This window comes from Alkalicoccus luteus (genome assembly GCF_012034335.1).
Taxonomy (GTDB): Bacteria; Bacillota; Bacilli; order Bacillales; family Salisediminibacteriaceae; genus Alkalicoccus; species Alkalicoccus luteus_A.
In genome coordinates, this window is record NZ_JAATHJ010000005.1 from 41,137 (window position 1) to 57,055 (window position 15,919).

Sequence of the window (15,919 nt, forward strand, 5' to 3'; positions counted from 1 at the left end):
AGAAGCCCGAACTGCTTTTGGGAGCAGTTCGGGCTTAGTTGTATTAAACGACAGGTCCTCCGCGGAGGATGTCTGCAGTGATAGATGAAAATCTGGTGAAATTGGATTTGAACTGATTGGCAAGATCAACGGCGGCCTGTTCATATTCATCGAGGCTGTCCCAGACAAGTCGTGGCTGCAGTACTTCAGAAGGAACTCCTGGGCAGCTGGCCGGTACATCCAGACCAAAGACAGGGTCAGTGATAACAGCCGTGCGGGCAAGATCGCCTTTCACAGCGGCATCTACCATGGCGCGAGTAAACTTCAAGTCCATGCGGCGGCCGGTTCCGCACGGGCCGCCTGTCCAGCCGGTGTTGACGAGGTAAACGTCTGTCTGATGCTGTTTCATGCGTTCTCCGAGCATCTCAGCGTAAGAGGCTGCCTGGCGTGGAAGAAACGGCGCTCCGAAGCATGGGGAGAAAACCGGCTGAGGAACCGTTACGCCGCGTTCTGTGCCTGCGAGCTTGCTCGTATAGCCGGACAGAAAATGATACATCGCCTGCTGAGGCGTCAGACGGCTGATCGGTGGCAGTACGCCGGTTGCATCAGCCGTAAGAAAAAGAATCACGTCTGGATGGCCGCCGGTGCTCGGGAGCTTAGCAGACGGAACAGCCGTTAATGGATAAGCGGCCCGCGTATTTTCTGTAAGCGATCCGTCATGAAAATCAGGGGAGCGGTCCTCCTGCAGAACAACGTTTTCAAGGACTGAACCGAACGTGACCGCCTGATAGATTTCAGGTTCCTTATCTTGTTCCAGCCCGATACACTTCGCATAGCAGCCGCCCTCAATGTTGAAAATGCCTGAATCAGACCAGCCGTGCTCATCGTCGCCGATCAGCAGCCTGTCAGGTGAGGCAGAGAGGGTCGTCTTTCCAGTGCCGGAAAGACCAAAAAATAAAGCCGTTTTGTCATCGTGGCCGGCATTTGCCGAACAGTGCATTGGCAGGACATCCAAATCAGGTAGCAGATAGTTCATGACAGAAAAGATCGATTTCTTCATTTCTCCAGCATAGGCGGTCCCACCGATGAGGATCTTTCGCCGGCTGAAAGAAATCATCACAAATACTTCTGAGTCGGTGCCGTCGACAGCGGGATCAGCCTGAAAACCAGGGGCAGATAAAATCGTGAAGGGCTCCAGCGCAGCTTCTCCATCCAGCTCTTCCGGTCGCAGAAATAATTGCATGGCAAACAGCTGGTGCCAGGAAAGTTCGTTAACGACCGTGATTGGCAGCCGGGCTTTCTCATCGGCACCGGCAGCCGCCTCCCGTACATACAGCTCCGGCAGTTCAGCTAAATAAGCAAGGACCTTCTGCTCCAGCTTTTCAAAAACTTCCGGTGTGACCGGCCGGTTAATCTCATTCCAATCTACATCAGACGATGCTTCCTCCTGCACAATGAACCGGTCTTTCGGCGACCGTCCCGTAAATTCACCGGTTAATGCACGAAAAGCACCAGCGCTTGAAAGCTGTCCTTCTTCTTTTTTGACAGCTGTTTCTACCAAAGCCGCTGCACTCAGTTGTTTCCGGACACTTTTTTGCTTCAGTATAGAAGCAAGCCGGAGATCATCGTAAATCATGCTCATGATTCATCCGCCCCCTCTTCAATTAGTATGTCATATATATTATTTATAACATACTAATGAAGGAAATCAATGAATTTGGAGAGATTTTTACAATCATTTTGAAGCGGTTTTGTACCAGGGTGCGTATCGTATTCAGCACTCTGTCCATTGCCTGGTTTGTTTCCTGATAGCCGGCAGTTGACATTCGCATCGATGTTGGGTATCATTCTCAAAAGCGGATACTCTTATCCCGAGCTGGCGGAGGGACAGGCCCTGCGAAGCCCGGCAACCATCACTTGAGTAAAAAAGGTGAACGGTGCCAACCTGCAGAACACACGGATTGTGTTCTGACCGATAAGAGGTGAAAGGAAACGAGACAGCCTTCTCCTCAACGGAGAAGGTTTTTTGTTTATGTAACCGGACAGCCCTCATCTGTGGGATTGATGGCTGGGAAAATGAGTGCCGTAATATTGTTCGAGGAGGATTCCTACCATGGCAGGAAAAACACGCTTGTTTACATCAGAATCAGTGACGGAAGGTCACCCGGATAAAATCTGTGATCAGATCTCAGATTCTATTCTGGATGAAATTATGACGCACGACCCGAACGCGCGGGTCGCCTGTGAGACATCTGTTAATACCGGTCTTGTGCTGGTTGCAGGTGAGATTACAACGTCTACCTATGTGGACATTCCGAGAGTTGTGCGGGAAACACTGAAGGATATCGGTTATGTACGCGCGAAATACGGCTTTGATTATGAAACATGTGCGGTGCTAACGTCCATTGACGAACAGTCAGCGGATATTGCAGCCGGAGTTGACCAGGCGCTGGAAGCTCGTGAAGGTCAAATGACAGATGAAGAAATTGAATCGATTGGTGCAGGGGACCAAGGGCTGATGTTCGGCTATGCAGATAATCAGACGCCTGAGCTGATGCCGCTGCCAATCTCTCTTTCCCATAAGCTTGCCCGCCGTCTGACAGAGGTGCGGAAAGAACAGATTGTCGACTACCTCCGGCCGGATGGGAAAGTACAGGTTACAGTGGAATACGATGAGAATCAGCAGCCGCTGCGTGTAGATACGATCGTTATTTCAGCGCAGCACCATCCAGAAATAACGCTGGAACAGATCAAGCTGGACCTCACTGAGCACGTTATTAAGCCGGTCGTTCCGGCTGAGCTGCTTGATGAAGAGACGAAGTACTTTATCAACCCAACCGGCCGTTTCGTTATCGGCGGTCCCCAGGGAGATGCCGGTCTGACCGGACGGAAAATCATCGTCGATACGTACGGAGGCTATGCAAGGCACGGAGGCGGTGCATTCTCCGGAAAAGATGCAACGAAGGTCGACCGTTCTGCGGCTTATGCAGCCCGCTACGTTGCCAAAAATATCGTCGCTTCCGGCCTCGCCGACAAGTGCGAAGTGCAGTTGGCCTATGCAATCGGCGTAGCCCAGCCGGTTTCCATCGCTATCGATACGTTCGATTCCGGAAAAGTGTCCGAGGACGTGCTTGTGCAGGTGGTGCGGAATAATTTTGATCTGCGCCCGGCTGGTATCATTAAAATGCTCGATCTGCGACGTCCGATTTATAAGCAGACTGCTGCCTACGGTCACTTTGGGCGTACGGACATTGAACTGCCGTGGGAAAAGACGGATAAAGCAGAAACATTGGAAGCAGAAGCGATGCAGCTCGTCGGAAAATAATGAGCCGCAGAATAAAGGAAACAAAGCTGCACCGACATGATGTCGGTGCAGCTTTCAGAGTGTTGATAAATTCATTTTAAGTGAATAACGTTGCATCTGCCTGTATCTGCGGACACTCGCTTTCCGGAGGGAACGGGCTCAGCTAACCGATTCCTCCTGCTGTCGGAAGCGCTGGATCTTCGCCTCGTTCTGATCCTCCCGGAGTCGAGTTCCTTCGACGTCGGCAGCTGGCAGTACGGTTCATATGTGTGGTTAGGCCTGCACGATCGGCTTCCACACATATGAACCTTCCCTATGCGACGTTTCGATGTTGAATAGGGATGCCAATTCTTCCTACAATTCAGTATAAAAGGTAAAAAAAGCGGTCGCACCTGCCTGTCGTGACGTTGTTCTCCATGAATCAGAGCCGTTTCCCCGATGTGTCCGGCGGGGACGCCCGTGGGATCAGCGCAGTCTGAAGATCCTTTCTCAGGGGTCGCCCTGAGAAATAGCTGAAGGCCAGCCCACGGCAAGCTTCCGCCGGTAAACAGAGGGGAAATACAACCAAACGAATAAACATGTAAGTTGTAAGACTTTTTCAACAGCCTGGAAAGCTGCACCGACATGATGTCGGTGCAGCTTTTGTTTTTTTATAAATCCGTGATTATCCCGATTGTTTAAAATGAGGCAGAAAAAAACAATCATAGATTTTCACATAAACTGCCCGTTTTAACGTACCATAAAAAAGGAAATGTGAGGGTTACAAGATACTTTGCAGGCTTACAACCGCTTGGAGCCTGCGGGTTTTCTTAGATGTAATTAGGAGGAATCAATCATGAGGATTGAAGCAGACAAGCGGACAAGAGAATGGCTGCAAAAGCAGGGAGGAATGTGCACGGTAGAGGTTTTTCCATTTCCGGGAGAGTACAAGAACAAGCGAATTTTTGTTGATTTTCACTGTATTCCGCAGGAGCCTGCGAGAGAAGATCATTATGCCAAATATGAGGTAGAAGGATGCATCGTTTATATTCATCAGGATCTAAAACCAAAACGCGATACGATTAAGCTCCATCTATCTGGAAACACAGCATTTCAGCACTTGGAAGTAAAGGGCTTGAAACGGCTGATGACAGAAAAAACCACCATCTGAAGGAGAGAGACAGTCATGGAAATTAAATAGATAGCTGCCGGCCTAAATGAACAGGAAACCGGCAGCTTTTTTTGTGTTCGGTAATGATTTTACGACTGCCGCTTTCGTTTTTCTGAAATTTGTTCAGCGCCGAGTCCGTAGTTATCCATGTCAATCTCTTCAATAATGACCACAGTCGAAGCCGGATTTTTCTGCAGCTTCTCTTCTAACAGCCCCGTTACACCTTCAATTAAGTCTGCTTTTTGTTCTTTCGTCAATCCGCCGTGTTCCTTCGTTACTTTAATGTTTACATATGGCATCGTTTAACCTCCTCTGTGGATATTTCCCGGGAAATGATATTAGCGGCTTTCCTGCATCGCTTTATACGTGCGCCCTTTTTCGACATAGCTTTCACGGATTCGCTTCATTTCCGAGGTATCTTGCTCTGTCAGATCCCGGATGACACGCGCAGGTCTTCCGAGTGCAAGTTTGCCTGCAGGAATATCAGTGCCGGGAGTCACGAGGCTTCCAGCCCCGATAAAGGCTCCTTCCCGGATGACGGCTCCGTCCAGAACCGTGCTGCCCATACCGATCAGCGCATTCCTCTCAATCGTACAGGAGTGCAGCATGCACTGATGTCCGACAGTGACCCCTTCTTTAATGTGAAGCGGCAGGCCAGGGCTTTGATGAAGCAGGCTCTGGTCCTGAATATTAACATCCCGCTCGATAATTGTCGGCGCAACATCGCCTCGGATCACCGTATGATACCAGATGCTGACGCCTTCATGGATTTCGACATCACCTGTCACGACGGCGTTCTCAGCAATATAAGCTCCGGCGTGAATATCCGGCGTTTTCCCTTCATATGGGTAGTGAATCATGGCTTCCTCTCCTTCCATCATTTTCTTTATCGTACCTTACTTAACCGGTCGTTGCACAGCATCTTTGTTGACGGCGGAGTCAGAAAAAGCGAAGATGAAGAAAATACCATCTGCGGCTTTAAGCCGCAGTGAGGAGTGACGGCAGTTATGTGGACGTGGGAAACTGATCAGAACGCGGAAGGAACAGTTGTAATCGTGCATGGAGCAGGGGAATATCACCGGCGCTACGACTGGTTGATCCGCCGGTTTAACGATATTGGATTTGATGTGATTATGGGGGACCTTCCCGGACAGGGAACAACGCCAGGTCCCCGGGGACACATCGACAGCTTTCGGGAGTATACAGATACGGTTGCCGGCTGGCTCGATGAAGCAGGGAAGCGAAAAGGACCGCTGCTTCTGTTCGGCCACAGCATGGGCGGGCTCATTGCGTCGACTGTTATACGAAAACGTTCGGGGAGGCTGCCGGATATGCTGCTGTTATCATCGCCGTGCTTTGGACTCGTGCAGCGGCCATCGGTCTGGAAAAAAGGAGCTGCCGCAGTTCTGAATCGGACAGCGCCGAAAACGATGTTCCCAAATGGGCTTGAACCAGGATCGGGAACTCGTGAAGAGGGGATGCGGACGAGAGATGAAGGGGATGAGCTGCTTGTGAAAAAAGTCAGCGCCAGGTGGTATAGAGAGCTGCTTAAAGCGATGGAGGAAGCGCATCGCACGACAAACGAGATGCCGCCGGTTCCTGTTTATACCGCCCAGGGCGGAGAAGACCGGATTGTCGACCGGATGGCGGTGAAAAGCTGGTTTGACAACCTGGACGTTGCAGAGAAGCACTGGCGCGAATGGCCGTCCCTTTACCATGAGGTAATGAACGAGCCGGAGCGTGAAGAAGTGTTCGCTCACATGGCCGGATTCATCAAAACGACGCTCAGCCTTTCCACCGGCGCCGCTTCTCGATCGCACAAATAAACGGTGGATCGTTTTTCTGATTGATGAAACCGTATTGCAGCACTTGATAAGCGTGCTGCGGGAGGGACTGCAGAAATGGAAGCAGTTCCTCTTTTTCTGCTTTGCCTTCCTCGTGACCGTGATAGACAACGAGAATGATCCGTCCGCCCGGAAGCAGTTTTTCTAAAAAGAAGGTTAGCGCACCAATGGTTGAATCGGCATGCGTTGTGACGTCTTTCGGGCCTCCTGGCAGGTAGCCGAGATTGAACATGACGACGTGCACCCCTTCTTCCTCTACATACTTCTCGGCATGTTCATGTCCATCATGGATCAGCTCAGCCTGCAGCTGTTCTTGCGCCAGTTTTTCCCGGCAGCTGTCGAGAGCCTGTTTCTGGATATCAAAGCTGTATACTTTTCCATTTGACGCGAGCCGTGCCAGAAAGACAGTATCGTGGCCGTTTCCTGTTGTAGCATCGATGGCGATACCGTCTGCAGGAAGGACGTCTGCGGCTAATTTTTTTGCGTAGTGAAGCACGTTATCCACCGATCAGCTCCCCCTTTCTGTTAAAGGTTCGGCATAGATGCCCTGCCAGGTTTTTCTCCGGTTCAGCTCCGTATCAATTCCATTTAATGCAGCCCATTTGTGCGAGCTCCACATCGGTCCGATAAGAAGTTCAGCCGGTCCGTCACCAGTGAGCCGGTGGATGGAAATCGAGCTTCGGACCCGCTCGAGCTGGTCGCAGACAACTTGAATGTAGGCCTCCTGATCAAGCAGCTGGACCTCTCCCTGCTCAAACTGCTTGACCATCGGCGTTTTTTTCAGCAGATGAAGCAGATGAATTTTCATTCCTTGAATATCCAAAGCTGAGACGGCTTCAGCAGAACGAACCATCATCTCATGCGTTTCCCCCGGCAGGCCATTGATTAAGTGAACGCAGACGCGGATGTTATGTTTGCGCAGCTTCTCCACTCCTTCCCGGAAACACGCGAAATCGTGAGCTCGGTTGATTCGTTCACCAGTCTCATCAAACGCAGATTGAAGACCGAGCTCTACCCATAGATAGGTTCGCTCATTCAGCTCTGCCAGGTAGTCAACGACCTCATCCGGAAGGCAGTCAGGACGTGTGGCAATCGACAAAGCTTCCGTTTCCGGCAGCTGCAGCACCGCTTCATATTTCTCACGCAGTGCGTTGATCGGCGCATGTGTATTCGTAAACGCTTGAAAATAGGCCATACAGGCGGCTCCGCTCCATTTTCGTTCCATAACAGCTTTCCGGTCGTAAAACTGATCAACCAAATCATCGGCACGATTTCCGGCAAAATCCCCGGAGCCGCGCTGGCTGCAGAATGTACAGCCGCCATAGGCCACAGTACCGTCGCGATTCGGACAGTCGAACCCGCCGTCGAGCGTAATTTTCATTACTTTTCTTCCAAAGTGATCCTGAAGCTGCCGGTTCCACGGGAAATACCGTTTCTCGCCAAAATGAGGCGGAATAGAAGAGCTTACTGGATCTCTGCCAGTTTGCGGCATACGGTCTCCACCTCTTCTCGTGACACGTCGCTGTTCGTCGTGAAGCGAAGTGCTTCTGGCTTATATTGGATGATTCGGATGCCTTCCTGTTCAAGTCGGGCGACCCATTCTTCTGCACTGAGGCTGGATGTATCGGTATCTGCCACGACGATGTTAGTCTGCACGTCGTGACGAATGGTTAAATCAGTCGAGGACTGAATCGCTTTGGCAAGGAGGCGGGCATGCCCATGGTCATGCTTAAGCAGGGCACGGTGCTCTTTCAGTGCATGCAGCGCCGGAGCGGCAATGACGCCTGCCTGGCGCATGCCGCCGCCGAGCATTTTCCGCTTTTTACGGGCGGTGCGAATAAATGAAGCACTGCCGGCCAGCATGGAACCGACTGGGGCACCGAGCCCTTTTGACAGACAGAACTGTACGCTGTCCGTATAGGAAGCGATCCGGGCAGCGCTCATTCCGGAAGCTTCTGCTGCGTTGAACAGCCTGGCACCGTCCATATGCACCGGAACACCAGCTTCATCCGCGATTTTACGGACTTCCTTTAGATACACTTCAGGCAGATATGTTCCACCGCCGCGGTTGTGCGTATTTTCAAGCCAGATCAGGCCGGTTTCGGGATAATGGATATCATCAGAGCGAACCGATTTTTTAAGAAGCTCCGGGGAAATGCGGCCTCCGGTATGAGGCAGCGTTCGGGACTGAACCCCGGCGAACGCAGAAATTGCAGCGCCTTCATAAATAAAAACGTGGGCTTCTTCATCCATCAGAACCTCCTGACCTGGCACGGTGTGGGTAAGCAGAGCCGCCTGATTTCCCTGGGTGCCGCTTGTCGTAAATAAAGCTGCTTCTTTACCGAGAAGCTCAGCTGCATAGGCTTCCAGTTCATTAACGGTAGGATCTTCTTCATATACATCATCACCGACAGCTGCTTTGGCCATCAGCTGCCGCATCGTTTCGGTCGGTTTCGTAACAGTATCACTGCGGAGATCGATCATAAGAGTGCTTCACGCCTTTCCTGATTGTCTGCCGTAATCTTATCACGGGAAGCGACGATGGAAAAGGTTGCCCGAAGCAGTGGAATAAGCTACCATCTATTTTGGGAGTCTAACGAATAAAGGTGAAGGCGGGAGGTGTCACGGTGCCGAAAGCAATTTGGATTCTGGTGATTGGCATGGCGATTAATATCACCGGAGCGTCTTTTATTTGGCCGCTTAATACGATTTATATGTCCCGCGAGCTTGGTCAGTCGCTGACGGTAGCGGGGTCCGTGCTGACGCTGAATGCCATGGCCGGAGTCACAGGAAACCTGATTGGAGGGCGTCTCTTCGATCTGATCGGCGGCTTCCGGACCATTATTGCCGGTCTATTGATTGCAATGACTGCTGCTTTCAGTCTGGCCGCGCTGCATTCGTCTCTTACGGCCTACATCATCTGTCTTGTCTTTCTCGGATTCGGCGGAGGCATGATGATTCCGTGTATGTATGCATTGGCAGGATCGGTCTGGCCGGAGGGAGGCAGAAGGCCATTTAATGCTATGTATGTGTCTCAAAATGTCGGAGTTGCACTTGGTTCTGCACTTGGAGGGCTGCTGGCAAGCTTCCGTTTTGATTTCGTGTTTTTAGGAAACGGCATGTTATACGTTGTATTTCTCGTTCTTGCCGTTGTTTACATCAGGCAGCTGCAAGGGGGCGGGCAGGCGGCTTCCACTTCCAACGTATTTGAACAGGCCGAAAAACTGGAGCACAAGCGAAGATTTCGGGCACTCGCTCTGTTATGTGCGGGATTTCTCATTTGCTGGATTGCCTATGCGCAGTGGGCGTCCACCATCGCTGCCTATACGCAGGATCTTGGCATTGCGCTTCCTTATTACAGTCTGCTTTGGACGATCAACGGAGCGATGATTATTTTTTGTCAGCCTCTGATCCGGTTTTTTATTCAACGATGGGTTCATTCACTGAAAGCGCAGATTTACACCGGATTGTTCATCTTTATGGGGGCTTTCTTTCTGCTCTCGCAGACAGATGTTTATACAGGTTTTGTGGCGGCAATGATCATCTTAACAATCGGTGAAATGTTCGTCTGGCCGGCTGTCCCGACGATCGCTCATCAGCTTGCACCAGAGGGGAAAGCTGGCTTCTATCAGGGAATTGTCAACAGCATTGCAACTGGCGGACGATTGATCGGTCCGCTTTTCGGCGGGCTGATGGCAGATCTATTCGGGATGCAGGTTCTGTTTCTCGTTATCACCGCGCTGTTTATCATTCCGTTTGTCATGACTGCGGTGTTCGATAAAGGAGTTCCGCACATTCGTTTTACCCGCGACAACGCTTGACACACGCGGGAAGTGGTGCATACAATGGTATCGATACACGTCTATAGACAATGAAGTCTGGAAGGGCATCGGCAGCCTGCTCCACGACCGCCGGCACGATGGACCGGAACCCTTTGGCAGGCAGGTTGCAAAAGCAGATTCTGGTAGGCTCCTGTCCCGGCATATACCCCGGGATGAGGAGCTTTTTCTTTCCTATTACATATACTGAATTTACAGGAGGTTGTTTCGTTGGCATTTGAACACCAGGAAATCGAAGCAAAATGGCAAAAGCACTGGGAAGATAATAAGACATTTAAAACATCGGAAGATCCGTCCCGCAAAAAGTTTTATGCACTCGATATGTTTCCATATCCATCCGGGGCAGGACTTCACGTCGGCCACCCGGAAGGCTATACGGCAACGGATATTCTTTCCCGCATGAAGCGGATGCAAGGGTATAACGTGCTTCATCCAATGGGATGGGATGCGTTTGGCCTTCCGGCGGAGCAGTATGCGCTCGACACCGGAAAACACCCTCGCTCCTTTACAGAGCAGAACGTGGATACATTCCGCCGCCAGATTAAAGCGCTCGGTTTTTCCTACGACTGGGACCGTGAAATCAATACGACGCACGAATCCTACTATAAGTGGACGCAGTGGATTTTCATTCAGCTCTACAACAAAGGACTAGCTTATGTAGACGAGGTTCCGGTTAACTGGTGCCCGGCATTAGGAACGGTCCTTGCAAATGAGGAAGTCATTGATGGGGTGAGCGAACGCGGCGGTCATCCCGTTGAGCGCCGTCCAATGAAGCAGTGGATGCTTAAGATTACGGAATACGCAGACAGGCTGCTGGAAGATCTGGAGGAGCTAGACTGGCCGGAGTCGATCAAGGATATGCAGCGTAACTGGATCGGCCGTTCAGAAGGGGCCGATGTTGATTTTCGCTTAAAGGAAACCGGCAAGGAAATCACCGTGTTTACAACGAGACCGGACACGCTTTACGGGGCCACTTATCTTGTATTAGCGCCTGAGCACAGCCTTGTCGATGAAGTGATGACCGAAGCCCAGAAAGAAAAAGTAGAAGCGTACCGCAAAAGTGTGGCGCTGAAGAGTGATTTAGAGCGAACGGAGCTCAATAAAGATAAAACGGGTGTATTCACAGGCGGATATGCAGAGCACCCGGTCACCGGTGAAGACGTCCCGGTCTGGATCGCGGATTACGTGCTGGCGACATACGGAACGGGAGCGATTATGGCTGTACCGGGTCATGATGAACGGGACTACGAGTTTGCACAGGAGTTCGGTCTGCCGATTAAGGAAGTTGTTGCCGGCGGCGATTTGTCGAAAGAAGCATACGCGGGCGACGGCGAACACGTGAACTCCGACTTCCTGAACGGGCTGCATAATGAAGAAGCTATTTCCGCTATGTGCGACTGGCTTGAGCAGAATAAAAAAGGTAAGCGCCAGATTACGTACCGCCTGCGCGACTGGCTTTTCAGCCGTCAGCGCTATTGGGGCGAACCGATTCCGGTCATCCACTGGGAGGACGGCTCCATGACGACCGTGCCGGAAGAGGAGCTTCCGCTGACCCTTCCGGATATGAGTGAATTTAAGCCATCAGGAACCGGAGAATCGCCGCTTGCCAATAACGAAGCGTGGCTGCACGTGACCGATCCGGAAACTGGAATGAACGGACGCAGGGAAACGAATACGATGCCGCAGTGGGCAGGCAGCTGCTGGTACTATCTCCGTTTTATCGATCCGGATAACAATGAACAGCTGGCCGACCCTCAGAAGCTGAAGCAGTGGCTCCCGGTGGATATTTATATCGGCGGAGCTGAGCACGCTGTGCTGCACCTGCTGTATGCTCGTTTCTGGCATAAAGTGCTTTATGATATCGGCGTTGTGCATACGAAAGAGCCTTTCCAAAAGCTATATAACCAAGGCATGATTCTCGGTGAAAACAATGAAAAAATGAGTAAATCCAAAGGGAATGTCGTGAATCCGGATGTCATCATGGATTCTCACGGAGCGGATACGCTGCGCCTGTATGAAATGTTCATGGGGCCGCTGGACGCTTCCATTGCCTGGAGCGAAAACGGACTCGACGGTGCACGTCGATTCCTTGATCGTGTCTGGAGGCTCTTTGTAGAAGATAACCATTTACGTGATGTCGTTGTGGATGAACAGAGCAGCGATTCGCTGACGCGGGTGTACCATCAGACGGTCAAAAAAGTGACCGAGGACTTTGAGGCGCTTCGGTTTAACACCGGTATTTCTCAGCTAATGGTGTTTGTCAATGAGGCATACAAGCAGGAAAAGCTGTCCCGAAGTCACCTTGAAGGCTTTCTCAAGCTGCTTTCGCCGGTAGCGCCTCACGTCAGTGAGGAACTTTGGCACAAGCTTGGGCATAATACGACGATTTCCTATGCGACATGGCCGGTCTATGATGAAAGCTGGCTGACAGAGGATGAGATTGAAATAGTCGTGCAGGTAAACGGCAAAGTCCGTGCCAAGCTGCAGGTTGCAAAGGATGCTTCGAAGGAAGACCTGGAGAAGGCAGCGTTTGACGACGCGCGTATCAAGGAAGAAACAGACGGCAAAACAATCCGCAAAGTGATTGCAGTGCCCGGCAAGCTCGTCAACATTGTGGCAAATTAATTAATAAAGATAAATAGGGCCCTCACAATGCTGTGAGGGCCCTATTTGTCTGTTGACAATGTCAATCAGCTTACATGATTATTCGATTGATTGTATTTCCCCTCTGTTTACCGAGCCTGCCATGGGCTTGTCTTCAGCTATTTCTCGGGGTGACCCCTGTATGAAGGGAAGAAAGGCACGGCTTCACTCGGACACAGGCTTCTTACAAGAAGCCTTCAAGACCCAGTCCGGCTCCGCTCGTGCGTTGATGCCGTTCGCAGATTGGAACGGCACGGCATCTTCAGACTGCGCTGATTCCACGGGCACGCCGGACACATCGGGGAAACGGCTCTGCTTGTTGGAGAACAACGTCACAACAGACAGACACGACTGTTTTTTTACGTTTATCATGAATTCGATGAAGGACTGGCATCCCTATTTAACATCGAAACGTCTGATCTTGGGGGCTATCCATATGGAACCGGATCGTGCCTTCATAACCAGCACATGAAACGCACTGCCAGATGCCGGCATCGAAGGATCTCGACTCCGGGAGGATCAGAACGAGGCGAAGATCCAGCGCTTCCGACAGCAGGAGGAATCGGTTAGCTGAGGCCGTTCCCTCCGGAAAGCGAGCGTCCGCAGATGCAGGCAGATGCAAGGTTATTCACCTGAAATTACGTTATCAACACTCTGAAGAAGGCCCTCACAATGCTGTGAGGGCCTTCTTGAATAGTGATCCGAACAGTTACAGGGAGGCGGCCGCAGTTTCAGCTGCAGCGGAACCGGCCGTGTAGCCTGTGGAGAATGCAACGGTTATATTATAGCCGCCGGTATACCCATGCAGATCCATGACTTCGCCGCAGAAGAAGAGACCCTGCTGCAGCTTGGATTCCATACGCTTTGGATATACCTCTTTCACGCTGACGCCGCCACCGGTTACAAACGCTTTTTCAATGGAAAGCGTTCCGTCAGCAGTCAGTGGAAATCGTTTCATAACGGCTGCAAGTTCCCGCAGAATCTCCTGCGATGTTTCGGAGCCGGTAGCAGACGGCTCAGCTCCTGCGAGCAGCATAGCCGGAGGAAGCAGCCGCTCCGGCAGAACTCCCTGCAGCGCATTTTTGATCGCTTTTTTAGGAGCCCCCCTGACAATTGTCTGCAGCCGCTGAAACACGTCTTCCAAAGATTCTTCTGGAAACAGATCAATCCACAGTCCGACGGATCGGACGTCGTGCTTTTTCTTCATTTTTATCACGTACTGGCTGCATCGGAGACCGATTGGACCTGAGATGCCGAAATGAGTAAAGATCATATCGCCCCGATGCGTCTTCATCGGCTTTTTCTTTTTAGGATCAATTACACTCAGTGCCACGTCCCGCAGTGAAAGACCTTGCAGCTCTTTCGACCGGATAAAGGAATCGGTCAGCGTGATCGGCACTTCCGTTGGATACAGCTCGGTGATTGTATGTCCTGCTTTACGGGCCCAAGGGTAGCCGTCCCCGGTCGAGCCGGTATGCGGTACGGACATACCGCCGGCTGCAACGATAACCGCGCCTGCTTCAAGCATGGTTCCATCCGCTGTTTCCACTGATTTTACCCGGCCGTCTTCAAAGTGAAGGTCGCGCACTTCTGTTTTCGTGCGGATTACCACTTTGTGCCGGCGAATGTGGTCCAACAGCGCACGGACAACATCGATCGCTTTATCGTTAACCGGAAACATGCGGCCATTGTCTTCTTCCTTAAGCTCAATTCCCAGTGATTCAAAGAAGGCGATGATATTCTCATTATTAAAGACAGAGAAAGGGCTGTACATGAACCGGCCGTTGCCGGGGATATGCCGAATCAGCTCTTCTGCATCGACACGGTTCGTTACGTTGCAGCGCCCTCCGCCCGAAATTGCGAGCTTCCGGCCCAGTTTATTTCCTTTATCAAGCAGGAGCACCCGCGCTCCGTGTTCTGCTGCAGCAGCGGAAGCCATAAGCCCGGCCGGACCTCCTCCTATTACAATTACATCGTGCATACATCATGCTCCTTTTCGTTCAATCTCAACTGATTGTAAGGCAGCCTGAAGGAAAACACAACAGGCCCGCTGTTGATGGGGTGAAACAGCCCCATCAATCTCACATTACAGTGACGAGCACGCTCAGGTAATAACAAAGCAGATAAGTTGATTCAACTGTTGTATATCCCTATAATCAGGGATATGAGAAGATTATTTCTACTGAGCAGGACTGAGAAGAGGTCAACCTGCTAAATTGTATCGATTTTTCGCAAAAACGCTGTTTTATTTACACTGGGGATGTGCTACACTGCTCTTTGGAGATAATAGATTAAAATAGATAACTTAGAAATCGGGAGGAGGATGTCACATGTTGACAAGCCTTAAAACTAAAATTTCACAGAAGCGTGCCGTATGGATGCAGGAAACACAGGAGCGGATCGAGCAGTTTGCGCAGTTTGAACAAAAGCGATCTCTTGAGGAACTGGAGCGTTCCCAGTCCCAGCAGTTTATTTTAAATCAGGAAGTTGGACGGTATCTTAAAACTGTTCATCCGACATTTCTGCTTAAGCCGGAAGTGCACCGGGCACTTCTGAATCTGCTTTATGCACGGGCAGAAGGACGATTCAGTATGAGCATCTCGATGACAGAGGAAATGCGGAAAGCTTACTCGTTCTACCATAATGAGCTGAAGATTTTTATTACCCTGCTGGGACGTCGTGGTTTTCAAATCGAAGGGCAGGAAGAGCTGTTCCTGCAGACGTTTCTGACAAAGCTTCGGGAAAATAACTTCCGTCGTCTGCTGGACGTATACGGTGATTTTATTCCTGAAGATGCACTGATTACAGAAGCGTTTGCTCGTTATGTCGATACGGTGGATGCCTCCAGTAAGTACGAGAGCGGTCACCTTGATTTCTTTGCAACGTATTTAAATCACAAAAACATTGCTGACTTTACGTGGACAAAGGGCCGGCTGAAGCGTAAGTTGAAGCAGTTCGATAAAGCGAGCCGTGAAGAAAACAAGCTGAAACAGCTGGAGCGGAAGCTGCAGAACATCAGCTGATCGGAAAACCTGCCAGCCGTGTGAACGGCGTGGCAGGTTTTTTCTGTGAACTAAGCATTCTCTTAGTTATAAAAACGATCTGATACACATTCCATTTTCTGTGTCTCTTTATGTTACGATAATAGCAGCGAAACAGG

General features: G+C 50.9%; 14 protein-coding genes and 1 riboswitch. Of the genes, 7 read left to right on the top strand and 7 right to left on the bottom strand.

Annotated elements, in window-relative coordinates; all coding sequences use genetic code 11:
- Window positions 1-43 precede the first annotated feature (43 nt).
- On the bottom strand, window positions 44-1,621 hold the full coding sequence (gene pckA / locus HCN83_RS04915) for a phosphoenolpyruvate carboxykinase (ATP) (protein ID WP_425483586.1): 1,578 nt from the start codon (window positions 1,619-1,621) through the stop codon (window positions 44-46).
- A 221-nt stretch (window positions 1,622-1,842) separates the two neighbouring features.
- Window positions 1,843-1,961: riboswitch (SAM riboswitch) on the top strand.
- Between the two features lie 131 nt (window positions 1,962-2,092).
- Between pckA and metK the strand changes: the two genes are divergently transcribed.
- Complete coding sequence (gene metK / locus HCN83_RS04920; protein ID WP_168005212.1) at window positions 2,093-3,304, top strand: methionine adenosyltransferase; 1,212 nt, start codon at window positions 2,093-2,095, stop codon at window positions 3,302-3,304.
- Window positions 3,305-4,118: 814 nt separating this feature from the next.
- Window positions 4,119-4,433 (top strand): CC/Se motif family (seleno)protein, encoded by a 315-nt coding sequence (locus HCN83_RS04925; RefSeq protein WP_168005213.1) that lies wholly within the window; start codon window positions 4,119-4,121, stop codon window positions 4,431-4,433.
- A gap of 89 nt (window positions 4,434-4,522) precedes the next feature.
- Here the strand turns inward: HCN83_RS04925 and HCN83_RS04930 are convergent, their stop codons facing one another.
- Entirely contained in the window at window positions 4,523-4,732 is a 210-nt protein-coding gene (locus tag HCN83_RS04930; RefSeq protein ID WP_168005214.1) for a tautomerase family protein, read from the bottom strand.
- A gap of 39 nt (window positions 4,733-4,771) precedes the next feature.
- Complete coding sequence (locus HCN83_RS04935) at window positions 4,772-5,293, bottom strand: gamma carbonic anhydrase family protein (protein ID WP_168005215.1); 522 nt, start codon at window positions 5,291-5,293, stop codon at window positions 4,772-4,774.
- A 147-nt stretch (window positions 5,294-5,440) separates the two neighbouring features.
- Between HCN83_RS04935 and HCN83_RS04940 the strand changes: the two genes are divergently transcribed.
- Window positions 5,441-6,259, top strand: a complete 819-nt coding sequence (locus HCN83_RS04940) for an alpha/beta fold hydrolase (protein ID WP_168005216.1) — start codon at window positions 5,441-5,443, stop codon at window positions 6,257-6,259.
- Here the strand turns inward: HCN83_RS04940 and HCN83_RS04945 are convergent.
- Genes HCN83_RS04945 through HCN83_RS04955 form a run of 3 tightly spaced genes read right to left on the bottom strand, consistent with a single transcriptional unit; the run spans window position 6,219 to window position 8,761 of the window.
- Entirely contained in the window at window positions 6,219-6,782 is a 564-nt protein-coding gene (locus tag HCN83_RS04945; RefSeq protein WP_168005217.1) for a class I SAM-dependent methyltransferase, read from the bottom strand. The genes HCN83_RS04940 and HCN83_RS04945 overlap by 41 nt on opposite strands.
- A gap of 3 nt (window positions 6,783-6,785) precedes the next feature.
- Window positions 6,786-7,769 carry a TIGR01212 family radical SAM protein gene (locus HCN83_RS04950; RefSeq protein ID WP_168005218.1) on the bottom strand — a complete coding sequence of 328 codons (984 nt, stop codon included), beginning with the start codon at window positions 7,767-7,769 and terminating at the stop codon, window positions 6,786-6,788.
- Complete coding sequence (locus HCN83_RS04955) at window positions 7,742-8,761, bottom strand: threonine aldolase family protein (RefSeq protein ID WP_168005219.1); 1,020 nt, start codon at window positions 8,759-8,761, stop codon at window positions 7,742-7,744. The genes HCN83_RS04950 and HCN83_RS04955 overlap by 28 nt, the downstream gene beginning before the upstream one ends.
- A 143-nt stretch (window positions 8,762-8,904) precedes the next feature.
- On the opposite strand from HCN83_RS04955, the gene HCN83_RS04960 reads away from it, so the two are divergent.
- The 3 genes from HCN83_RS04960 to HCN83_RS04970 all read left to right on the top strand — a co-directional run bounded on the left by HCN83_RS04960 (window position 8,905) and on the right by HCN83_RS04970 (window position 13,231).
- The gene (locus HCN83_RS04960) at window positions 8,905-10,098 is read left to right on the top strand and encodes an MFS transporter (protein WP_168005220.1); all 1,194 of its coding nucleotides are present in this window, start codon (window positions 8,905-8,907) and stop codon (window positions 10,096-10,098) included.
- A 228-nt stretch (window positions 10,099-10,326) separates the two neighbouring features.
- On the top strand, window positions 10,327-12,741 hold the full coding sequence (gene leuS / locus HCN83_RS04965) for a leucine--tRNA ligase (protein WP_168005221.1): 2,415 nt from the start codon (window positions 10,327-10,329) through the stop codon (window positions 12,739-12,741).
- 247 nt (window positions 12,742-12,988) lie between these two features.
- Entirely contained in the window at window positions 12,989-13,231 is a 243-nt protein-coding gene (locus HCN83_RS04970) for a hypothetical protein (RefSeq protein ID WP_168005222.1), read from the top strand.
- Window positions 13,232-13,468: 237 nt separating this feature from the next.
- On the opposite strand, the gene HCN83_RS04975 is transcribed toward HCN83_RS04970, so the two are convergent.
- Entirely contained in the window at window positions 13,469-14,740 is a 1,272-nt protein-coding gene (locus HCN83_RS04975; protein ID WP_168005223.1) for an NAD(P)/FAD-dependent oxidoreductase, read from the bottom strand.
- Between the two features lie 349 nt (window positions 14,741-15,089).
- Between HCN83_RS04975 and HCN83_RS04980 the strand changes: the two genes are divergently transcribed.
- The gene (locus HCN83_RS04980) at window positions 15,090-15,782 is read left to right on the top strand and encodes a hypothetical protein (RefSeq protein ID WP_168005224.1); all 693 of its coding nucleotides are present in this window, start codon (window positions 15,090-15,092) and stop codon (window positions 15,780-15,782) included.
- Window positions 15,783-15,919: the final 137 nt, after the last annotated feature.

Coding starts and splice junctions, on each gene's coding strand:
- HCN83_RS04935 (WP_168005215.1), bottom strand. CDS start 5,293: ATGATTCACTACCCATATGAAGGGAAAACGCCGGATATTCACGCCGGA.
- HCN83_RS04970 (WP_168005222.1), top strand. CDS start 12,989: ATGCCGTTCGCAGATTGGAACGGCACGGCATCTTCAGACTGCGCTGAT.
- HCN83_RS04955 (WP_168005219.1), bottom strand. CDS start 8,761: ATGATCGATCTCCGCAGTGATACTGTTACGAAACCGACCGAAACGATG.
- HCN83_RS04975 (WP_168005223.1), bottom strand. CDS start 14,740: ATGCACGATGTAATTGTAATAGGAGGAGGTCCGGCCGGGCTTATGGCT.
- HCN83_RS04925 (WP_168005213.1), top strand. CDS start 4,119: ATGAGGATTGAAGCAGACAAGCGGACAAGAGAATGGCTGCAAAAGCAG.
- HCN83_RS04950 (WP_168005218.1), bottom strand. CDS start 7,769: ATGCCGCAAACTGGCAGAGATCCAGTAAGCTCTTCTATTCCGCCTCAT.
- HCN83_RS04980 (WP_168005224.1), top strand. CDS start 15,090: ATGTTGACAAGCCTTAAAACTAAAATTTCACAGAAGCGTGCCGTATGG.
- pckA (WP_425483586.1), bottom strand. CDS start 1,621: ATGAGCATGATTTACGATGATCTCCGGCTTGCTTCTATACTGAAGCAA.
- metK (WP_168005212.1), top strand. CDS start 2,093: ATGGCAGGAAAAACACGCTTGTTTACATCAGAATCAGTGACGGAAGGT.
- HCN83_RS04930 (WP_168005214.1), bottom strand. CDS start 4,732: ATGCCATATGTAAACATTAAAGTAACGAAGGAACACGGCGGATTGACG.
- HCN83_RS04940 (WP_168005216.1), top strand. CDS start 5,441: ATGTGGACGTGGGAAACTGATCAGAACGCGGAAGGAACAGTTGTAATC.